This window comes from Escherichia albertii (assembly GCF_028622335.1).
Classification (GTDB): domain Bacteria; phylum Pseudomonadota; class Gammaproteobacteria; order Enterobacterales; family Enterobacteriaceae; genus Escherichia; species Escherichia albertii.
The window spans coordinates 3,303,132-3,322,601 of sequence record NZ_CP117568.1 but is presented as its reverse complement, the minus strand read 5'-3'; the positions used below and the strand labels follow the sequence as shown (position 1 = coordinate 3,322,601).

The window sequence follows — 19,470 nt, the reverse complement described above, 5'->3', positions numbered from 1 at the left end:
GTATGTTTTGTTCAACCTAGATTCAGTGGGCATCTCCCAACCAACACCGGATGCGGCGTGAACGCCTTATCCGTCCTACCCGTAGGCCGGATAAGCCGCGTCTGGCGGCGCATCCTGCAAGACAAACCGCACCATAGCCTGTACTGCAAAAATCACCCATTCGGGTGATTCCCAGCCACCAGTAATGCGCGAAAAATCGACCATGTTCCTCTGGAACAAATGAAACGCAACCTGATAAAGGTGGTAAAAATGAAGCCTTATTTTGCTGCTTTGTTGTTATCAGTCTCTGTTCTTCCTGCTTTTGCTGGTCCACTCGGTACTGCTGATAAAGCCGCTCTTCCGCAAAGCAATGTCTCCAGCCCAATGATGGCCCAGTCGCTCAGGCAACCAGACCTGCAACCGATATCGACGGACAGGAAAACAGAATGTTTTCGCCTTTACACGCCAGATCGCAAACCGGGGGTAAACTGCATTCCTGATGGCTCAACAGGCCATTAAGAATAAAGGTGTCAGTGGTTACACATACTGGCACCTTTTCCATGACTTCACAGAAATTAACGCGACGGTCATGGGGCACGCCATACAACTGGAACTCCCGCCCCGATACACCAAACATCATGTCGAAATAGCCGCCGTAAATCTGTCCGTAAAAGCTATTGCCAGAACTCATTATTTTTTATTTATCGACAAGAAAATTTAAATAAAAAAATGCCGACATAACGTCGGCATTTTTACAGAAGGTTATTTAATCAACCGCGCCAGGCTTTATAACGGTTAATCAGGCCATTAGTCGAGCTGTCGTGGCTGCTGATGGCTTTATCATCTTTCAGCTCCGGCAGAATACGATTAGCCAGTTGTTTACCCAGCTCAACGCCCCACTGGTCGAAGGTGAAGATGTTCAGGATAACGCCCTGAGTAAAGATTTTGTGCTCATACAGCGCAATCAACGCACCGAGGCTGAACGGAGTGATTTCGCGCAGCAGAATAGAGTTGGTTGGACGGTTGCCTTCGAACACTTTGAACGGCACCACGTAGTCAAGCGTTGCCGGATCTTTACCCTGATCGCGATATTCCTGCTCAACCACTTCGCGGGATTTACCAAACGCCAGTGCTTCAGTCTGAGCAAAGAAGTTAGACAGCAGTTTCTGGTGGTGGTCAGAGAGTGGGTTATGAGTGATAGCCGGGGCGATGAAATCGCACGGCACCATTTTGGTTCCCTGGTGGATCAGCTGATAGAACGCGTGCTGACCGTTAGTACCTGGCTCACCCCAGATAATCGGACCAGTCTGGTAATTCACTACATTACCGTTACGGTCAACGTACTTACCGTTGGACTCCATATTGCCCTGCTGGAAGTACGCCGCGAAACGGTGCATATACTGGTCATACGGCAGAATCGCTTCAGTTTCCGCACCAAAGAAATTGTTGTACCAGATGCCGATCAGCGCCAGCAGTACAGGCAGGTTCTTCTCCGCCGGCGTGGTGGAGAAGTGCTTGTCCATGGCGTGTGCGCCGGAAAGCAGTTCAACAAAGTTATCAAAACCAATGGAGAGAACAATCGACAGGCCAATCGCAGACCACAGAGAGTAGCGACCACCGACCCAGTCCCAGAACTCGAACATGTTGGCAGTATCAATACCAAACTCGCCGACGGCTTTCGCATTGGTGGAGAGCGCTGCAAAGTGTTTCGCAACGTGTTTTTCATCACCTGCGGCTTTCAGGAACCAATCACGCGCGCTGTGGGCGTTGGTCATGGTTTCCTGAGTGGTGAAGGTTTTAGAGGCTACCAGGAACAGAGTCGTTTCCGGGTTTACTTTTTTCAACACTTCCGCGATGTGAGTCCCATCGACATTAGAAACAAAGTGCATGTTCAGGTGATTTTTGTACGGACGCAGAGCTTCAGTCACCATGTACGGACCAAGGTCAGAACCGCCGATACCGATGTTCACCACGTCAGTGATTGCTTTGCCGGTATAGCCTTTCCACTCACCAGAAATAATCGCTTCCGAGAAGGTTTTCATCTTCTCGAGCACGGCGTTGACTTCCGGCATCACATCTTTGCCATCAACCAGAATCGGAGTATTGCTACGGTTACGCAACGCGACGTGCAGCACAGCGCGGTTTTCGGTGCGGTTGATCTTCTCACCAGAGAACATCGACTTAATCGCGCCCGTCAGATCGCACTCTTTCGCCAGATCTTGTAATTTCGCCAGCGTCTCTTCAGTAATGCGGTTTTTGGAATAATCCACCAGCATCTGATCGTCGAAAGTTGCGGAGAACTTAGAAAAACGATCGCCGTCTTTAGCAAAAAGATCGGCGATCGTAACGTCTTTCATTTCATCGAAGTGTTTCTGTAGTGCCTGCCAGGCAGCGGTCTGCGTCGGATTAATGTTTTTCATTAGCAATACTCTTCTGATTTGAGAATTGTGACTGTGGAAGATTGTAGCGCCAGTCTCAGAAAAATGTGATTGTTTTAGTGCCGTTAGCGTTATGTTGAGTGTAAACCCTTAGCGCGGTGAAGCTTTTATTAGCTCAACTACTGACCGCCAGAAGTGAATGAAAAATCCGCATGACCCCATCGTTGACAACCGCCACGCTCACCCTTTATTTATAACTGTACAGCCTGCGCTTGCGCAGGTTTGTATTACCAAAACATTTTGCGCCACAGCAAAGCGGCAAGTGAATGACGCCAGTGACGCGGTTGCGCGAAAATCAAAGGTAATAGCCAGAAGAGGTGCGTTGCCCAGGTAACGGTGTTGGAGGAACCAGTCCTGTGATAACACCTGAGGGGGAGCATCGCCGAGGTGATTGAACGGCTGGTTACGTTCATCATCGGCTACAGGAGCTGAATCCCCTGGGCTGTCACCAGAAACGTTCGCAGTCGGGCGTTTCGCAAGTGGTGGAGCACTTCTGGGTGAAAATAGTAGCGTTTATCGCTCTGCGCCCACCCGTCTTCCGCTCTTCCCTTGTGCCAAGGCTGAAAATGGATCCCCTGACACGAGGTAGTTATGTCTGAAATTATTGTTTCCAAATTTGGCGGTACTAGCGTAGCTGATTTTGACGCTATGAACCGTAGCGCTGACATTGTGCTTTCTGATACCAATGTGCGTTTAGTCGTCCTCTCGGCGTCTGCCGGAATCACCAATCTTCTGGTCGCGTTGGCTGAAGGGTTGGAGCCAGCCGAGCGATTCGAAAAACTCGATGCCATTCGTAATATTCAGTTCGCCATTCTGGAACGTCTGCGTTACCCGAATGTCATTCGAGAAGAGATTGAACGTCTGCTGGAGAATATTACTGTTCTGGCAGAAGCCGCGGCGCTGGCAACGTCTCCGGCGCTAACGGATGAGCTGGTCAGCCACGGCGAATTAATGTCCACGCTACTATTTGTTGAAATCCTGCGTGAACGCGAAGTTCAGGCGCAGTGGTTTGATGTGCGTAAAGTGATGCGTACCAACGATCGTTTTGGTCGTGCGGAGCCAGATGTTGCCGCGCTGGCAGAACTTGCAACGCAACAACTTATCCCACGTCTCAACGAAGGCTTAGTGATCACCCAGGGATTTATCGGTAGTGAAAGTAAAGGTCGCACTACGACACTGGGGCGCGGCGGTAGTGATTACACAGCAGCGCTATTAGCAGAAGCGCTCAACGCTGCTCGCGTCGACATCTGGACTGATGTCCCCGGCATTTACACTACCGATCCACGCGTGGTGCCAGAGGCCAGACGCATTGATGAAATCGCCTTTGCAGAAGCCGCCGAAATGGCGACCTTTGGCGCGAAAGTGCTGCATCCAGCGACATTACTACCCGCCGTACGCAGTGATATTCCGGTGTTTGTCGGCTCCAGCAAAGATCCTCGCGCTGGTGGTACTCTGGTATGTAATAAAACCGAAAATCCGCCACTGTTCCGTGCACTGGCCCTGCGCCGTAAACAAACGCTATTAACTTTGCATAGCCTGAATATGCTGCATTCCCGTGGTTTTCTCGCAGAGGTTTTCGGCATCCTCGCGCGGCATAATATTTCGGTGGATCTCATCACGACCTCCGAAGTGAGCGTTGCGTTAACTCTCGACACCACCGGCTCGACCTCCACCGACGACACATTACTGACGCAATCTCTGCTGATGGAACTTTCGGCATTGTGCCGGGTAGAAGTGGAAGAAAGCCTTGCACTGGTGGCGCTGATTGGTAATAACCTGTTAAAAGCCTGCGGCGTCGGCAAAGAAGTGTTCGGCGTGCTGGAACCGTTCAACATCCGCATGATCTGCTACGGCGCTTCCAGCCATAACTTGTGCTTCCTGGTGCCTGGCGCTGATGCAGAGCAGGTTGTGCAGAAGTTACATAGCAATTTGTTTGAGTAAAAGCAGTACGGCCCGGATGATACCTCCCGGGCCGTCTTTATTTCTCTGTCACTGCCACCATCAATACTCGCTCCGGGCCCTGACACCTCCCCCTACACTCCAGCCGCTTTCCTCTTACACCGAAGAAATGTTGTGGCTTCTAACGTTTCCAGTTCTTTTAAACACAACATGGCTGGACTATTTTCTATGGCCTTAGCGATATTCAACAACGATGTGTAGCAGCAAGATTAACTCACAAATTAACCTTATCTTTTGTGTATTGCAGATCGAGCGCTATCCGCCTGTTCCGTATTCCCGTACACTGACCTCTCTGGCTAACTGAGGGCACCATCATGGCACTCCCCCGCATTACCCAAAAAGAGATGACTGAGCGCGAACAACGCGAACTGAAGACGCTACTGGATCGGGCGCGTATTGCGCATGGTCGCGTGTTGACCAACTCGGAAACCAACAGCATTAAAAAAGAGTACATTGATAAGCTGATGGTTGAACGAGAAGCGGAAGCGAAAAAAGCCCGCCAGTTGAAGAAAAAGCAGGCTTATAAACCAGATCCCGAGGCGTCATTTAGCTGGTCAGCAAATACGTCGACGCGTGGCAGACGCTAATTAACGCCCTTTCTTTTTACGCCCCGGCGAGGTGAAACGTTTACCATTTGACGCCGGGCGACTACCTTTTTCCGCCTTTTTTTCCATCTTCACCACCGGGCGCTTGATACCTGTCGTTTTCGGTTTGGCCTTTGCTTTGGGCTTCGTCCCGGAAGATGAATTTTCAATGAGCTTAAAGAGCTCGATGAGTTCGTCGTCAGTTAAATCGCGCCACTCCCCCAACGGAATACCGCTTAAGCTGACGTTCATAATGCGTGTACGTTCCAGCTTTTTCACTTCATAGCCAAAGTATTCGCACATGCGACGGATCTGCCGATTCAACCCCTGTACCAGCGTAATACGAAAGACAAACGGCGCTTCTTTTTTTACTTTGCACTTTTTAGTTACCGTACCGAGGATCGGTACACCTGCCGCCATGCCGGTGACAAACTCATCTGTCACCGGTTTATCCACTGTCACCAGATACTCTTTTTCATGATCGTTTCCGGCACGCAGGATCTTATTGACCAGATCGCCGTGGTTAGTGAGGAAAATCAGCCCCTGAGAATCTTTATCCAGACGACCAATCGGGAACACGCGTTTGCTATGGTTGACGAAATTGACAATGTTGTCGCGCTCACCATCTTCGGTGGTGCTGACAATGCCCACAGGCTTGTTCAGGGCGATAAGCACCAAATCTTCAGCTTCCCGTGGCTCAATCAACTGACCGTTTACTTTTACAACGTCGCCGGGATTTACCTGATCGCCAATGGTGGCACGCTTGCCATTAAGGAACACATTGCCTTGCTCGATATAGCGATCCGCTTCGCGGCGTGAGCAAATTCCGCTTTCGCTGATGTATTTATTTAAACGGACTGATGAGTCGGGCAGCATAAATTCTCCTGTAAACCGCGGAATATACTCCGACTCAGACTCAGGAAAAACAGCGATTCGCCATAATGATGAAATTAATTGTGATCCGACACACTTTTCTACACAAAATTCCACAACGATAGTTCCTGTTGGAACCTCCATAAATATACATAAATATCAATAAATTAAATATCGATGCACATCTGTGCTTACCTGCAACATGCACAAAATCAAATGTGCATAATTAACCCCACATTTTTTACAGATAAATAGTGAAAAATTCTTTTGAAACGCCTTATTGATGAGGTTATATCAGATCAAGCGGCAAAAAATGAGATTTGCACAAATGTGCAGGAGGCCAAAATGGCGGTGGATAATGGTGATGATATTCGCCTGATCGTGAAAATCGCGCAGCTTTATTACGATCAGGAAATGACTCAGGCGCAAATCGCCCGCGAGTTAGGTATTTATCGCACGACCATCAGTCGCCTGCTAAAACGCGGCCGTGAACTGGGCGTGGTGAGCATCTCTATCAATTACAACTACAACGAGAACTTGTGGCTGGAACAACAGTTAAAGCACAAATTTGGCCTGAAAGAAGCGGTAGTGGTGCCCTGCCAACATGAACAAGAAGAAGAGCAACTGGCAATGCTGGGTGTACAAGGGGCGCAAATGTTGGAGCGGCTGCTGGAACCCGGCGATATCATCGGTTTTTCCTGGGGGCGTGCAGTGCGGGCGATGGTTGAAGGGCTTTCGACCACCAACCAGTCACGCCAGCATATTTGTGTGCCTATCATTGGCGGCCCCTCGGGAAAACTGGAAAGCCGTTACCATGTGAATACCCTCACCTACGGCGCGGCGGCAAAACTAAAAGGGGAGTCTCATCTCGCCGATTTTCCAGCATTACTGGATAATGCTTTGATTCGTAACGGCATTATGCAATCACAACATTTTCGCACTATTGCGGATTACTGGAATAATATTGATATCGCGTTAGTTGGGATTGGTTCGCCCGCAATACGCGACGGTGCGAACTGGCACGCCTTTTATGGTCGGGAAGAGAGTGACGATTTATACGCAGGGCAAATTGCGGGCGATATCTGTTCCCGCTTTTATGATATTAATGGTGTAACCGTAGAGACTCAGATAAACGAAAAAACATTATCTATCGAAATCCATAAATTAAAGAACGCACGTTACTCGATTGGCATAGCCATGGGAGAAGAAAAGCTGAGTGGAATTCTTGGCGCGTTACGCGGTAAATATATTAATTGCTTAGTTACCAATTGCCAAACAGCCGAATTACTGTTGCAATAAACACTATTTATTCTGATTCGACATAATTCATTTTATGGGGGATCACTTTATCTACATGGAGAGAAAATGATGCAAACATGGTTAAATTTAGCAGGCAAGATAATTATTGTGACCGGTGGAACATCGGGAATTGGTTATGCCATTGTTGAGGAGTTATTAGCACAAGGTGCGAATGTCCAGGTTGTGGATATTCATGCTGGCGAACATAACCATGACTATCAATTCTGGCCAACAGATATTTCTTGTGCTCAACAAGTAAATAACACTGTTGCACAAATAATTCAGCGCTTTGGGCGGATTGATGGTCTGGTCAATAACGCTGGTGTGAACTTTCCACGTCTTTTAGTGGATGAAAAAGCCCCGGCAGGAAAGTATGAACTCAACGAGGCTGCATTCGAAAAAATGGTCAATATCAACCAGAAAGGTGTGTTCTTGATGTCGCAAGCAGTGGCACGCCAGATGGTAAAACAGCGGGATGGCGTGATTGTAAACGTCTCTTCCGAAAGTGGTCTGGAAGGCTCCGAAGGCCAAAGTTGCTACGCCGCGACCAAAGCCGCACTGAACAGTTTTACCCGCTCATGGGCAAAAGAACTGGGTAAGCATGGTATCCGTGTGGTCGGTATTGCGCCGGGGATTCTGGAAAAAACCGGACTACGTACCCCCGAATATGAAGAAGCGCTGGCATGGACACGTAATATCACTGTCGAACAACTCCGCGAAGGCTACAGCAAGAACTCAATTCCCATCGGGCGTTCAGGACGACTCGCCGAAGTGGCTGATTTCGTGTGTTATCTGTTGTCTGAACGTGCCAGTTATATTACCGGAGTGACCACTAACATTGCGGGCGGCAAAACACGCGGTTAAGGAGGCAATATGGTTAATGCAATCTTCTGCGCCCACGGCAAATTGGCCTGTGCCATGCTCGAATCGGTCCAGATGGTGTACGGCGATGTCAGGGTCGAAGCCGTTGAATTTATCCCCGGCGAAAACGCCAGTGATATCGTGACGAAGCTTGAAAAGTTAGTAAGCACACACACTCAAGATGAGTGGCTGATTGCCGTGGACTTACAGTGCGGCAGCCCGTGGAATGCGGCTGCCACGCTGGCAATGCAAAATCCACGTCTACGCGTAATTAGCGGTTTATCACTACCTCTGGCGCTCGAACTGGTAGACAACCAAAGCAGTATGAACGTTGATGAATTGTGTGAACACCTGACACAAATCGCCTCACAAACCTGTGTTGTCTGGCAGCAACCAACAACAACTGAGGAGGAGTTCTGATGAAGATTACTCTTGCCCGTATTGATGACCGCCTGATCCACGGTCAGGTCACTACCGTCTGGTCGAAAGTCGCAAATGCCCAGCGGATTATCATCTGTAATGACGATGTTTTTAACGATGAAGTACGCCGGACATTATTACGCCAGGCCGCCCCACCGGGAATGAAAGTGAATGTCGTAAATATCGAAAAAGCCGTCGCGGTTTACCATAACCCACAATATAAAGACGAAACGGTTTTTTATCTTTTTACCAATCCACAAGATGCTCTGACGATGGTTAAACAAGGCGTCAAAATTGATGTGTTAAATATTGGAGGGATGGCCTGGCGACCTGGGAAAAAACAGTTAACCAAAGCGGTGTCATTAGATGAAGATGATATTAACGCATTTAATGAACTGGATAAATCAGGCGTGAAATTAGATTTACGTGTAGTCGCGTCCGATCCATCAATTAATATCATTGATAAATTAAAAGAATATACAACCACTGAATAAAAAATAGTGCCTGTGTATTTATGCTTTAACAGGCAGGGATGATCACACTTATAAGGTGAAAAATTATGGAAATTAGTACCCTACAAATTATCGCCATATTTTTATTTTCCTGTATTGCCGGAATGGGCAGCGTACTGGATGAATTTCAGACTCACCGTCCACTTATCGCCTGTACGGTGATTGGTTTAATTCTCGGTGATTTAAAAACCGGAATTATGCTCGGCGGCACGCTGGAATTGATAGCCCTTGGCTGGATGAACGTCGGTGCGGCGCAATCTCCTGATTCAGCGCTCGCCAGCATTATCTCCGCCATTCTGGTTATTGTTGGTCAACAAAGCATCGCCACCGGCATCGCTATCGCACTGCCTGTAGCGGCTGCGGGTCAGGTACTGACCGTGTTTGCCCGTACCATCACTGTGGTGTTTCAACATGCGGCAGACAAAGCCGCAGAAGACGCGCGCTTTCGCACTATCGACATTCTGCATGTCTCTGCGCTTGGGGTTCAGGCATTACGCGTCGCGATTCCGGCGCTCATAGTCTCTCTGTTCGTCAGCGCCGATATGGTAAGCAATATGTTGAATGCCATTCCTGAATTTGTAACCCGTGGATTACAGATTGCTGGCGGTTTTATCGTGGTGGTCGGTTACGCCATGGTACTACGCATGATGGGCGTGAAATATTTAATGCCTTTCTTCTTCCTCGGCTTCCTGGCAGGTGGCTATCTCGATCTCAGCCTGCTGGCTTTCGGTGGCGTCGGCGTGATCATGGCCCTGGTCTACATCCAGCTAAATCCGCAGTGGCGTAAAGCCGAACCGCAAACACAAGCCGCTTCCCCTACCGCTCTTGACCAACTTGACGATTAACGGAGCCATCATGGAACAGAGAAAAATTACACGCAGCGATCTGGTGAGCATGTTTCTGCGCTCCAACCTGCAACAGGCATCATTTAACTTTGAACGTATTCACGGGCTGGGTTTTTGCTACGACATGATCCCCGCCATCAAGCGACTCTACCCATTAAAAGAAGATCAGGTTGCAGCGCTCAGGCGACACCTGGTGTTCTTCAACACCACGCCAGCCGTGTGTGGCCCGGTCATCGGCGTCACTGCCGCCATGGAAGAGGCGCGGGCCAATGGTGCAGAAATTGATGACGGCACCATTAACGGCATCAAAGTCGGCCTGATGGGGCCGCTGGCAGGGGTTGGCGATCCGCTGGTCTGGGGAACGCTGCGCCCGATTACCGCAGCGCTCGGCGCATCGCTGGCGCTGTCCGGCAACATTCTCGGCCCGCTACTGTTTTTCTTTATTTTCAATGCAGTTCGTCTGGCCATGAAATGGTATGGGCTGCAACTGGGCTTTCGTAAAGGAGTAAATATCGTCAGCGACATGGGCGGTAATTTGCTGCAAAAACTCACCGAAGGCGCCTCAATTCTTGGTCTGTTTGTGATGGGCGTGCTGGTCACTAAATGGACGTCGATCAGCGTGCCGCTGGTGGTTTCACAAACGCCTGGCGCTGATGGCTCCACCATCACCATGACCGTGCAAAACATCCTCGACCAGCTCTGTCCCGGCCTGCTGGCACTGGGGCTGACGCTGCTGATGGTACGTCTGCTCAACAAAAAAATTAACCCGGTATGGCTGATCTTCGCCCTGTTTGGCTTAGGGATTATCGGTAATGCGCTGGGCTTCCTGTCCTGATTCTTCGCCCCGACGTAACCGTCGGGGCCATCGCTCAACATGAGGTGGTTTATGAAAACAACAGCTCTGCGTCTTTATGGTAAACGTGATTTACGCCTGGAAACCTTTGATCTTCCTGAAATGCAGGAGGATGAAATCCTTGCTACGGTGGTCACCGACAGCCTGTGCCTCTCTTCCTGGAAAGAGGCCAATCTGGGTGAAGACCATAAAAAAGTGCCCAACGATGTGGCGACCCATCCCATCATTATCGGCCATGAATTTTGCGGCGACATTATCGCTGTAGGTAAAAAGTGGCAGCACAAATTTCAACCAGGCCAGCGCTATGTGATTCAGGCTAACCTGCAACTGCCGGACAGCCCGGACTGCCCCGGTTATTCCTTTCCGTGGGTGGGTGGCGAAGCAACGCATGTAGTTATCCCAAATGAGGTCATGGCACAGGATTGCCTGCTGGCATATGAAGGCGAAACTTACTTTGAAGGCTCGCTGGTTGAACCGCTTTCCTGCGTGATTGGCGCGTTCAACGCCAACTATCATCTTCAGGAAGGCACCTATAACCACACGATGGGGATTCGCCCGCAAGGACGCACGCTAATCCTCGGCGGCACCGGCCCGATGGGGCTGCTGGCGATAGACTACGCGTTGCATGGACCGATTAACCCATCACTGCTGATTGTCACCGATATTAATAACGACAAACTGAACTACGCTCGCAAGCATTACCCTTCAGAGCCACAAACACTGATTCACTACCTCAATGCCGCTGATACTTCGTACGAGACATTAATGGCGCTGAGCGGTGGTCACGGCTTTGATGATATTTTTGTCTTTGTGCCGAACGAACAGCTTGTCACCCTCGCCTCTTCCTTACTGGCGGCTGATGGCTGTATGAATTTCTTCGCCGGACCGCAGGATAAACACTTCAGCGCGCCGATTAATTTCTACGATGTACATTATGCCTTTACCCATTATGTAGGCACGTCGGGCGGCAATACCGATGACATGCGCGCCGCGGTCAAACTGATCGAAGAGAAAAAAGTGCAGGCCGCAAAAGTGGTGACACATATTCTTGGGCTGAATGCCGCGGGCGAAACCACGCTTGAATTGCCTGCCGTCGGCGGCGGGAAAAAACTGGTGTATACCGGAAAAAACCTGCCGCTGACCTCACTCACACAAATACAGGATGAAGCACTGGCAGCGATCCTGGCGCGTCATCGGGGAGTCTGGTCCGGTGAGGCGGAACAATATCTGCTCGCCCATGCCGAGGCGATTTCCCATGATTAATCGCGATACTCAACTCTGTATGTCGCTGGCTGGGCGACCCGGCAACTTCGGCACGCGTTTTCACAATTATCTGTATGAAAAGCTGGGGCTGAATTTCATCTACAAAGCGTTCACCACCCAGGATATTGAGGCGGCGGTGAAAGGTGTTCGCGCATTAGGTATTCGCGGCTGTGCCGTGTCGATGCCGTTTAAAGAAAGCTGTATGTCCTTTCTCGATGCTATCGATCCCTCGGCAAAGGTCATTGATTCTGTGAATACCATCGTGAATGACAACGGCAAGCTGATCGGGTTTAACACTGACTACATCGCGGTGAAAAGCCTGATTATTCACCACCAGCTCAATACCACCAAACGGGTGATGATTCGTGGTAGCGGCGGCATGGGCAAAGCGGTAATTGCCGCCTTTCGCGACGCGGGGTTTTCCGATGTCATCATTGCTGCCCGCAACCACGAGAGCGGCCCGGCGCTGGCAAAGCAGTATGGCTTTCAGTGGCAACCACAGCCAGAAGGAATCGACTGCGATATTCTGGTTAACGTGACCCCTGTCGGCATGAGCGGTGGTAAAGAGAGTCATGAGCTGGCCTTCAGCGAGGCGATGGTCTCTGCGGCAAGCGTCGTTTTTGACGTTGTGGCATTACCACCGGAAACGCCGCTGATTCGCCTGGCGCAGCAGCTTGATAAGCAGACGATCAGCGGTGCAGAGGTGATAGCCTTACAGGCCGTCGAGCAATTTGCGATGTATACCGGCGTGCGGCCCGATACGCAGTTGATTGCTGAAGCTGCACAATTTGCACGAAAAGGATAGAAACATCAGCGCCTTAACCGGCGCTCAGGTTGTTGGCAAAATACGCGTTGTTCATGCCGGATGCGGCGTCAACGCCTTATCCGGCCTACATAATCCTGATAATTCAATATATTGCAATTACCGTGTAGGCCTGATAAGCGTAGCGCATCAGGCAATTTGATGTTTATCACCAGTCTCAACGCCTTGTCTGCCAACCATCCTCAGAACGGCTGGTGCAATGCGCGACATCGTGAGCCATATCATTAAGCGATTAAAATCAGAGTGGTAGCATGCCTCCCGTGTTTTCTTACGAACCGGAGAAGTAATGGAACTGCTTTTATTGAGTAACTCGACGCTGCCGGGCAAGGCCTGGCTGGAACATGCGCTGCCGCTGATTGCTGAACAGTTGCAAGGTCGCCATTCCGCGGTGTTTATTCCTTTCGCTGGCGTTACGCAAACCTGGGATGATTACACAGCCAAAACGGCTGAAGTTCTCGCTCCGCTGGGTGTTTCTGTCACCGGTATTCATAGCGTTGCCGATCCTGTTGCCGCCATTGAAAATGCGGAGATCGTCATTGTTGGCGGCGGCAATACTTTTCAGTTGCTGAAACAGTGCCGCGAGCGCGGGCTGCTGGCCCCCATTACTGACGTGGTTAAACGTGGCGCGCTGTATATTGGCTGGAGCGCAGGCGCTAACCTTGCTTGCCCAACCATTCGTACCACCAACGATATGCCGATTGTCGATCCGCAAGGTTTCGATGCGCTGAATCTGTTCCCGCTGCAAATTAACCCACACTTCACCAATGCCTTGCCGGAAGGCCATAAAGGTGAAACCCGTGAGCAGCGTATTCGTGAACTGCTGGTGGTCGCGCCAGAACTGACGATTATTGGTCTGCCGGAAGGTAACTGGATTACGGTGAGCAAAGGTCAGGCGACGCTGGGTGGCCCAAATACCACCTACGTGTTTAAGGCTGGAGAAGAAGCGGTTCCGCTGGAAGCTGGACACCGTTTTTAAGTAAATTGCCGGATGCATGATCCGGCATTTTGTACACAGTGCCTGATGCGACGCTTTATGCGTCTTATCAGGCTTACAGAGTCACGGTATTAATACTCGTCCCGTCCTTCATCTTCATCTGGTTGTTCCAGCACACTGTAAGCGACCGAACAAAACAGCGAGTTCAGACGCTGCATATCTCCCAGCAAGCCTAAATGCAACGAACTGGTTTCAATACTTTGCACGTTTTGTTGATGCAAACGATCAACGTGAGCATGGGAATAGCGGCGATTAAGAATGCGAAAACGATGCTTGCTGCGGCGTAAACGACGGGCGCTGGTGACATCGCCAGAGAAGAAAACCGACATTGCCAGTTTTAAATTACTGAGCAATTGCTCATAGAGCGCGTCCAGTTCTTTCAACCCATCAATCGAAAATGCCCGCCGCGCTGCCAGCGATTTGTCGGCGATTTCACTCCCCATGCGCTCGACAATATCGGAGGCCTGCTCAAGGTTGAGCGCCATCTCAATAATCTCCGCCCAGCGGCGCGACTCCTCCTCAGCCAGTTCTTCCTTCGGCATCCGCGCCAGATAGAGCTTAATAGCGGTATAGAGCACGTTGATATCATCCGCCAGCTTACGCAGTTCTTTCTCTTCACGCGGCTCGCCGTGCATCACTTTATTCAACCCTTCCATCATCTGTTCCATCGCGTCACCGATACGCAGTGTTTCACGGGCGGCATTCGCCAGAGCAAGAGTCGGCGTGTCCAGTGCGCTAACGTCCAGATGTTTCGGCCTTAGTTGGGTATCCAGTTCCGGTTCATCGCGAATAATGGTTTTACAGAATCGCGCCATCGGGTCAACAAACGGCAGCATGACCAGGCAACGAACGAGGTTGTAGAAGACATGAAAATAGATAACCAGTTCCGCTTTTGGCAAAGGCAGTTTATCCATTGATTCAGCCAGAACATGGACAAACGGCAGGATAATCAAGCTACCCACCAGCTTGAACAACAGGCTACCCAACGCAACACGGCGCGCGGCAGCATTGGCGGCGCTGTTGTTGAGCATTGCCAGCAGACCGGAGCCGAGGTTAGCGCCAATCACCAGACAGAGCGCCACCGGGAACGAGATAATCCCCGCAGTAGTCAGGGTGGCCGTCAGCAGCACAGCGGCAAGGCTGGAATAACTGATAATCGCGAACATCGCGCCAATTAGCGCATCCAGTAAAATATCGCCAGTCAGCGAGGCAAAGATCACCTGAACGCCATTAGCCTGAGTGATTGGCGTGACGGCCTGCACAATCAACTCCAGTGCCAGCAAAATCAGCCCAAGACCAATACCGACGCGCCCCAGTTGTCCGGCGCGTGACTGCTTGCGTCCGAGGAAAAAAATCACGCCGATAAAAATGAGTAGCGGCGACAGCCAGGATAAATCGAAGGTGAGGACCCGAGCCATTAGCGCCGTTCCGACATCGGCCCCCAGCACAATCACCAGCGCAGGCGCGAGAGCGACCAGATCCTGGGCGACGAACGAGGTGACCAGCATAGTGGTGGCATTACTGCTCTGCACCAGTGCGGTAACGCCGATCCCCGCGCAGAAGGCGAGCGACTTTTTCTCAACACTTCGGCTAAGCACAGTTCGCAACCGAGCGCCAAAGACGCGCATCACGCCCGTTCGAACAATATGCGTTCCCCAAACCAACAGGGCGACGGCAGAAAGCAGGTGAAGCAGTGTTAACACGAGTTCAGGTTCTCCTTATCGTTATATGTTCCTGAAACCAATAGATAACCCCAGGTCTGGAAACGCATCACCACCATAAACCGTCATCTTTGTTGTGACTTTTGGTGTCCGTTTTCCGACTAAGATAATTCCAGTATAAGTGTTTCATATTAATAAAGAGACAGGGCACTCAGTGAGTACCCTGTTTGTTGTAAGGAAAAGTGACAGATTTGTGAATCAGTCCGCGTCATACCCCAGATTTGGCGCTAGCCAGCGTTCAACATCTGAGACACTCATGCCTTTACGGCGGGCGTAGTCTTCAACCTGGTCGCGCTGAATTTGTGCTACCGCGTAATACTTGCTGTCCGGGTGGCTGAAGTACCAACCCGAAACCGACGCCCCGGGCCACATGGCGAAAGATTCTGTGAGCTTCATGCCAGTATGTTTTTCCACTTCCAGCAGCTCCCAGATTGTGGCTTTTTCCGTATGTTCCGGGCAGGCCGGGTAGCCTGGTGCCGGGCGGATGCCCTGATAGTTTTCGCGGATCAGCTCTTCGTTGCTGAGGTTCTCGTTCGGTGCATAGCCCCAGTAAACTTTTCGCACGCGCTCATGGAGATATTCCGCAAAGGCTTCGGCTAAACGGTCGGCAAGGGCTTTCACCATGATTTTGTTGTAATCATCGTGCTGTGCTTCGAAGGCATCAGCCAGTGCGTCCTCTTCCAGCCCGCCAGTCACGGCAAATGCGCCGATGTAATCTGCTTTACCAGAAAGCTTCGGCGCAACGAAATCAGCGAGGCAGTAGTTAGCGAAGCCGGTTTTTTCGGTCTGTTGGCGTAGATGGTGGCTGACGTTGATCACATGGGTACGCGTTTCGTCACGGTAGATTTCAATGTCGTCACCCACGCGGTTTGCCGGGAACAGGCCCACCACGCCACGCGGATTGAGCGTTTTCTCGGCGCTTAATTTATCCAGCATGTCGTTGGCGTCTTTAAACAGCCGCTTCGCCTCAACGCCTACCACTTCATCTTCCAGAATGCGCGGATACTTCCCGGCCAGCGACCAGGTCATAAAGAACGGTGTCCAGTCGATGTAATTACGCAGCGTTTCGATGCTGGCTTCCACTTCCTGCACACCGAGACGGTGCGCCGCCGGCGGCGTGTAAGCCTGCCAGTCAAAAGCGAAGTCGTTATCACGCGCCGCTTCCAGCGTGACCGGTGGTGTGCGTGGTTTCTTTCGTCCGTGCTGAATACGCACGGTTTCGTACTCCTTGCGGGTACGAGCAACGAAATCATCGCGCTGAGTGTCCGAAAGCAGTGCCGCCACCACACCAACGGTGCGCGAGGCGTTCTGCACATACACCGTCGGACCACTGTAGTTCTGCTCGATTTTCACCGCCGTGTGCGCTTTTGAGGTGGTCGCGCCGCCAATCAATAGCGGGATGGTGAAGCCCTGACGTTCCATCTCTTTCGCCACGTTGACCATTTCGTCCAACGACGGCGTGATCAGCCCCGAAAGGCCAATCAAATCAGCATTCACTTCTTTGGCGGTACGGAGAATTTTTTCCGCAGGCACCATCACGCCGAGATCGACAATTTCGTAGTTATTGCATTGCAGCACCACGCCAACGATATTTTTACCGATATCGTGCACATCGCCCTTCACGGTGGCGATCACCATCTTACCGTTGGTTTTACCCTGCTCTTTGCTGGCTTCAATAAACGGTTCGAGATACGCCACCGCCTGTTTCATGACGCGCGCCGATTTCACTACCTGCGGCAGGAACATTTTGCCTTCGCCAAACAGATCGCCAACCACATTCATGCCATCCATCAGCGGACCTTCAATCACTTCGATAGGGCGCGTAGCCTGTTGGCGGGCTTCTTCGGTGTCCTGTTCGATAAATTCGGTAATGCCTTTAACCAGCGAATATTCCAGACGTTTATTCACTTCCCATGAGCGCCACTCCGCCTGCTGGGCGTTGGCGGTGTCATCAGTTTTGCTGCCGCGATATTTCTCGGCAAGTTCCAGTAAACGCTCGGTGCCATCGTCGCGACGGTTGAGGATCACATCTTCTACCGCCTCGCGCAGCTCGGCAGGCAGATCGTCGTAAATGGCCAGTTGCCCTGCGTTGACGATCCCCATATCCATACCGTTACGGATGGCATAGTAGAGGAACACCGCGTGAATGGCTTCGCGCACCGGGTCGTTACCACGAAACGAGAACGACACGTTAGATACGCCACCGGAGATCAGCGCGTGCGGCAGTTCGCGTTTGATGTCTTCACACGCACCAATAAAATCCTGCGCGTAGTTGTTGTGCTCTTCAATGCCAGTTGCGACCGCGAAGATGTTCGGGTCGAAGATGATATCTTCAGCCGGGAAGCCAACCTCTTCGGTGAGGATTTTGTACGCCCGACGGCAAATCTTGATTTTCCGTGCGCGGGTATCGGCCTGGCCCTGTTCGTCAAAAGCCATTACCACGACTGCCGCACCGTAGCGACGCAACAGTTTCGCGTGATGGATAAAGGCGTCGACGCCCTCTTTCATCGAGATAGAGTTAACAATGCCTTTGCCCTGGATACACTTCAGACCTTTTTCAATAACGTCCCATTTTGAGGAGTCGATCATTATCGGCACGCGAGCGATATCCGGTTCACCGGCAATCAGATTGAGAAAACGCACCATCGCCGCTTCGGCGTCGAGCATCCCCTCGTCCATGTTGATATCAATAATTTGTGCACCGTTTTCCACCTGTTGACGCGCTACATCCAGCGCTTCGTTGTACTTCTCTTCTTTGATCAGGCGTTTGAATTTGGCGGAACCAGTGACGTTGGTACGCTCACCGACGTTAACAAACAGGCTGTCGTCGCCAATATTCAGCGGCTCCAGGCCGGACAAACGGCAGGCGACGGGAATTTCCGGCAGTTTGCGCGGCGCTAATCCTTCCACTGCACGACTCATCGCTGCAATATGTTGCGGCGTGGTGCCGCAGCAACCACCGACGATATTGAGAAAGCCTGCTTCTGCCCATTCACGTATCTGTTTTGCCATCGTGTCGGCGTCGAGATCGTATTCACCAAAAGCGTTAGGCAGCCCGGCGTTCGGGTGCGCGGTGACGTAACATTCGGCAATACGCGACAGCTCCTGCACATACTGGCGCAGTTCATCTGGCCCCAGCGCACAGTTCAGGCCAAAAGTCAGCGCGTCGGCGTGGCGCAATGAGTTATAAAATGCTTCGGTTGTCTGGCCGGAGAGCGTGCGCCCGGAGGCGTCGGTGATGGTGCCGGAGATCATAATCGGCAGCTCAACGCCCAATGCTTCGAACTCCGTTTTCACCGCAAAGACCGCCGCCTTGGCGTTGAGGGTGTCGAAGACGGTTTCAATCAGAATCAGGTCGACACCACCTTCGACCAATGCTTTGGTGGATTCGCGATAGGCTGCAACCAGTTGGTCAAAGGTGATATTGCGAAATGCCGGATCGTTTACATCTGGCGAAATAGACGCCGTGCGGTTGGTTGGGCCAAGAACACCGGCAACATAGCGCGGTTTCTCCGGCGTGCGCGCGGTCCACTCGTCAGCACAGGCACGTGCCAGTTTCGCCGCCGCAAAGTTGATTTCCGCCGACAGGGATTCCATCTGGTAATCCGCCATCGCAATAGTCGTAGAGTTGAAGGTGTTGGTTTCGATGATATCCGCGCCCGCTTCAAAGTAAGCGTTGTGGATTGCGGAGATCACATCCGGCTTGCTCAACACCAGCAGGTCGTTGTTACCTTTGAGGTCGCACGGCCAGTCGGCAAAACGCTCGCCGCGAAAATCGGCTTCGCTCAGACGATAACTCTGGATCATGGTGCCCATACCGCCGTCCAGCACCAGAATTCGTTCATTTAACTGCGCACGCAGTTGTTCAACTTTGCTGCTCACACTTGCTCCCGACACGCTCAACCCAGATTTAATAAAAATTCAACAAACCATACTGGCATAAACGCATCAGTGGTAAAAGCGACCACCAGGCAACATGAGATTTGTTCAACTTGTACTCATCGGAGCAGTGCGACAACTATTGCAATAACCAGAGATAAAAATGA

General features: G+C 51.2%; 18 protein-coding genes and 1 riboswitch. Of the genes, 12 read left to right on the top strand and 6 right to left on the bottom strand.

Going from position 1 to position 19,470, the window contains the following annotated elements; genetic code table 11:
• Nucleotides 1-75 precede the first annotated feature (75 nt).
• A complete protein-coding gene (locus PS053_RS16155) occupies nt 76-204 on the bottom strand; it encodes a hypothetical protein (RefSeq protein ID WP_010341749.1) in 129 nt (42 codons plus the stop codon).
• A 15-nt stretch (nt 205-219) separates the two neighbouring features.
• On the opposite strand from PS053_RS16155, the gene PS053_RS16150 reads away from it, so the two are divergent.
• Nucleotides 220-498: a hypothetical protein gene (locus PS053_RS16150; protein ID WP_059260031.1), complete on the top strand. Its 279-nt coding sequence runs from the start codon at nt 220-222 to the stop codon at nt 496-498.
• On the opposite strand, the gene PS053_RS16145 is transcribed toward PS053_RS16150, so the two are convergent.
• Together PS053_RS16145 and pgi are read right to left on the bottom strand one after the other, a co-directional pair.
• On the bottom strand, nt 380-670 hold the full coding sequence (locus PS053_RS16145) for a hypothetical protein (protein ID WP_123057923.1): 291 nt from the start codon (nt 668-670) through the stop codon (nt 380-382). The two genes, PS053_RS16150 and PS053_RS16145, sit on opposite strands and share 119 nt — an antisense overlap.
• A gap of 79 nt (nt 671-749) precedes the next feature.
• A complete protein-coding gene (gene pgi, locus PS053_RS16140) occupies nt 750-2,399 on the bottom strand; it encodes a glucose-6-phosphate isomerase (RefSeq protein ID WP_059225280.1) in 1,650 nt (549 codons plus the stop codon).
• 322 nt (nt 2,400-2,721) lie between these two features.
• Nucleotides 2,722-2,918: riboswitch (Lysine riboswitch) on the top strand.
• 90 nt (nt 2,919-3,008) lie between these two features.
• Here pgi and lysC point away from each other — a divergent pair.
• Nucleotides 3,009-4,358: a lysine-sensitive aspartokinase 3 gene (gene lysC, locus PS053_RS16135; RefSeq protein ID WP_256878779.1), complete on the top strand. Its 1,350-nt coding sequence runs from the start codon at nt 3,009-3,011 to the stop codon at nt 4,356-4,358.
• Nucleotides 4,359-4,690: 332 nt separating this feature from the next.
• Complete coding sequence (locus PS053_RS16130; protein ID WP_001207638.1) at nt 4,691-4,963, top strand: YjbD family protein; 273 nt, start codon at nt 4,691-4,693, stop codon at nt 4,961-4,963.
• Here the strand turns inward: PS053_RS16130 and rluF are convergent, their stop codons facing one another.
• On the bottom strand, nt 4,964-5,836 hold the full coding sequence (gene rluF / locus PS053_RS16125) for a 23S rRNA pseudouridine(2604) synthase RluF (RefSeq protein WP_137651043.1): 873 nt from the start codon (nt 5,834-5,836) through the stop codon (nt 4,964-4,966).
• A gap of 348 nt (nt 5,837-6,184) precedes the next feature.
• Between rluF and PS053_RS16120 the strand changes: the two genes are divergently transcribed.
• The 9 genes from PS053_RS16120 to pepE all read left to right on the top strand — a co-directional run bounded on the left by PS053_RS16120 (nt 6,185) and on the right by pepE (nt 13,685).
• Nucleotides 6,185-7,132, top strand: coding sequence for a sugar-binding transcriptional regulator (locus PS053_RS16120; RefSeq protein WP_024165024.1), 948 nt, complete (start codon nt 6,185-6,187; stop codon nt 7,130-7,132).
• 69 nt (nt 7,133-7,201) lie between these two features.
• Nucleotides 7,202-7,996, top strand: coding sequence for an SDR family oxidoreductase (locus tag PS053_RS16115; RefSeq protein ID WP_024165380.1), 795 nt, complete (start codon nt 7,202-7,204; stop codon nt 7,994-7,996).
• A 9-nt stretch (nt 7,997-8,005) separates the two neighbouring features.
• Complete coding sequence (locus PS053_RS16110) at nt 8,006-8,413, top strand: mannose/fructose/sorbose PTS transporter subunit IIA (RefSeq protein WP_059216885.1); 408 nt, start codon at nt 8,006-8,008, stop codon at nt 8,411-8,413.
• Nucleotides 8,413-8,907 (top strand): PTS sugar transporter subunit IIB, encoded by a 495-nt coding sequence (locus PS053_RS16105; protein WP_000705126.1) that lies wholly within the window; start codon nt 8,413-8,415, stop codon nt 8,905-8,907. The genes PS053_RS16110 and PS053_RS16105 overlap by 1 nt, the downstream gene beginning before the upstream one ends.
• Before the next feature lie 65 nt (nt 8,908-8,972).
• Entirely contained in the window at nt 8,973-9,770 is a 798-nt protein-coding gene (locus PS053_RS16100) for a PTS mannose/fructose/sorbose transporter subunit IIC (protein ID WP_000406328.1), read from the top strand.
• Between the two features lie 10 nt (nt 9,771-9,780).
• The gene (locus PS053_RS16095) at nt 9,781-10,605 is read left to right on the top strand and encodes a PTS system mannose/fructose/sorbose family transporter subunit IID (protein ID WP_000437898.1); all 825 of its coding nucleotides are present in this window, start codon (nt 9,781-9,783) and stop codon (nt 10,603-10,605) included.
• A gap of 51 nt (nt 10,606-10,656) precedes the next feature.
• Nucleotides 10,657-11,886 (top strand): L-sorbose 1-phosphate reductase, encoded by a 1,230-nt coding sequence (gene sorE, locus PS053_RS16090; protein WP_000858538.1) that lies wholly within the window; start codon nt 10,657-10,659, stop codon nt 11,884-11,886.
• Nucleotides 11,879-12,691 (top strand): shikimate 5-dehydrogenase, encoded by an 813-nt coding sequence (locus PS053_RS16085; RefSeq protein ID WP_044713118.1) that lies wholly within the window; start codon nt 11,879-11,881, stop codon nt 12,689-12,691. Before sorE ends, PS053_RS16085 begins: the two co-directional genes overlap by 8 nt.
• Before the next feature lie 304 nt (nt 12,692-12,995).
• Complete coding sequence (gene pepE, locus PS053_RS16075; RefSeq protein ID WP_000421745.1) at nt 12,996-13,685, top strand: dipeptidase PepE; 690 nt, start codon at nt 12,996-12,998, stop codon at nt 13,683-13,685.
• Between the two features lie 89 nt (nt 13,686-13,774).
• Here pepE and PS053_RS16070 read toward each other — a convergent pair whose 3' ends face one another.
• Both PS053_RS16070 and metH read right to left on the bottom strand, forming a co-directional pair.
• On the bottom strand, nt 13,775-15,406 hold the full coding sequence (locus PS053_RS16070) for a Na/Pi cotransporter family protein (protein WP_059228361.1): 1,632 nt from the start codon (nt 15,404-15,406) through the stop codon (nt 13,775-13,777).
• A 216-nt stretch (nt 15,407-15,622) separates the two neighbouring features.
• Nucleotides 15,623-19,306: a methionine synthase gene (gene metH, locus PS053_RS16065; RefSeq protein WP_131109826.1), complete on the bottom strand. Its 3,684-nt coding sequence runs from the start codon at nt 19,304-19,306 to the stop codon at nt 15,623-15,625.
• Between the last annotated feature and the right edge of the window lie 164 nt (nt 19,307-19,470).

Coding starts and splice junctions, on each gene's coding strand:
- PS053_RS16155 (WP_010341749.1), bottom strand. CDS start 204: ATGGTCGATTTTTCGCGCATTACTGGTGGCTGGGAATCACCCGAATGG.
- PS053_RS16150 (WP_059260031.1), top strand. CDS start 220: ATGAAACGCAACCTGATAAAGGTGGTAAAAATGAAGCCTTATTTTGCT.
- PS053_RS16145 (WP_123057923.1), bottom strand. CDS start 670: ATGAGTTCTGGCAATAGCTTTTACGGACAGATTTACGGCGGCTATTTC.
- pgi (WP_059225280.1), bottom strand. CDS start 2,399: ATGAAAAACATTAATCCGACGCAGACCGCTGCCTGGCAGGCACTACAG.
- lysC (WP_256878779.1), top strand. CDS start 3,009: ATGTCTGAAATTATTGTTTCCAAATTTGGCGGTACTAGCGTAGCTGAT.
- PS053_RS16130 (WP_001207638.1), top strand. CDS start 4,691: ATGGCACTCCCCCGCATTACCCAAAAAGAGATGACTGAGCGCGAACAA.
- rluF (WP_137651043.1), bottom strand. CDS start 5,836: ATGCTGCCCGACTCATCAGTCCGTTTAAATAAATACATCAGCGAAAGC.
- PS053_RS16115 (WP_024165380.1), top strand. CDS start 7,202: ATGCAAACATGGTTAAATTTAGCAGGCAAGATAATTATTGTGACCGGT.
- PS053_RS16110 (WP_059216885.1), top strand. CDS start 8,006: ATGGTTAATGCAATCTTCTGCGCCCACGGCAAATTGGCCTGTGCCATG.
- PS053_RS16105 (WP_000705126.1), top strand. CDS start 8,413: ATGAAGATTACTCTTGCCCGTATTGATGACCGCCTGATCCACGGTCAG.
- PS053_RS16100 (WP_000406328.1), top strand. CDS start 8,973: ATGGAAATTAGTACCCTACAAATTATCGCCATATTTTTATTTTCCTGT.
- PS053_RS16095 (WP_000437898.1), top strand. CDS start 9,781: ATGGAACAGAGAAAAATTACACGCAGCGATCTGGTGAGCATGTTTCTG.
- sorE (WP_000858538.1), top strand. CDS start 10,657: ATGAAAACAACAGCTCTGCGTCTTTATGGTAAACGTGATTTACGCCTG.
- PS053_RS16085 (WP_044713118.1), top strand. CDS start 11,879: ATGATTAATCGCGATACTCAACTCTGTATGTCGCTGGCTGGGCGACCC.
- pepE (WP_000421745.1), top strand. CDS start 12,996: ATGGAACTGCTTTTATTGAGTAACTCGACGCTGCCGGGCAAGGCCTGG.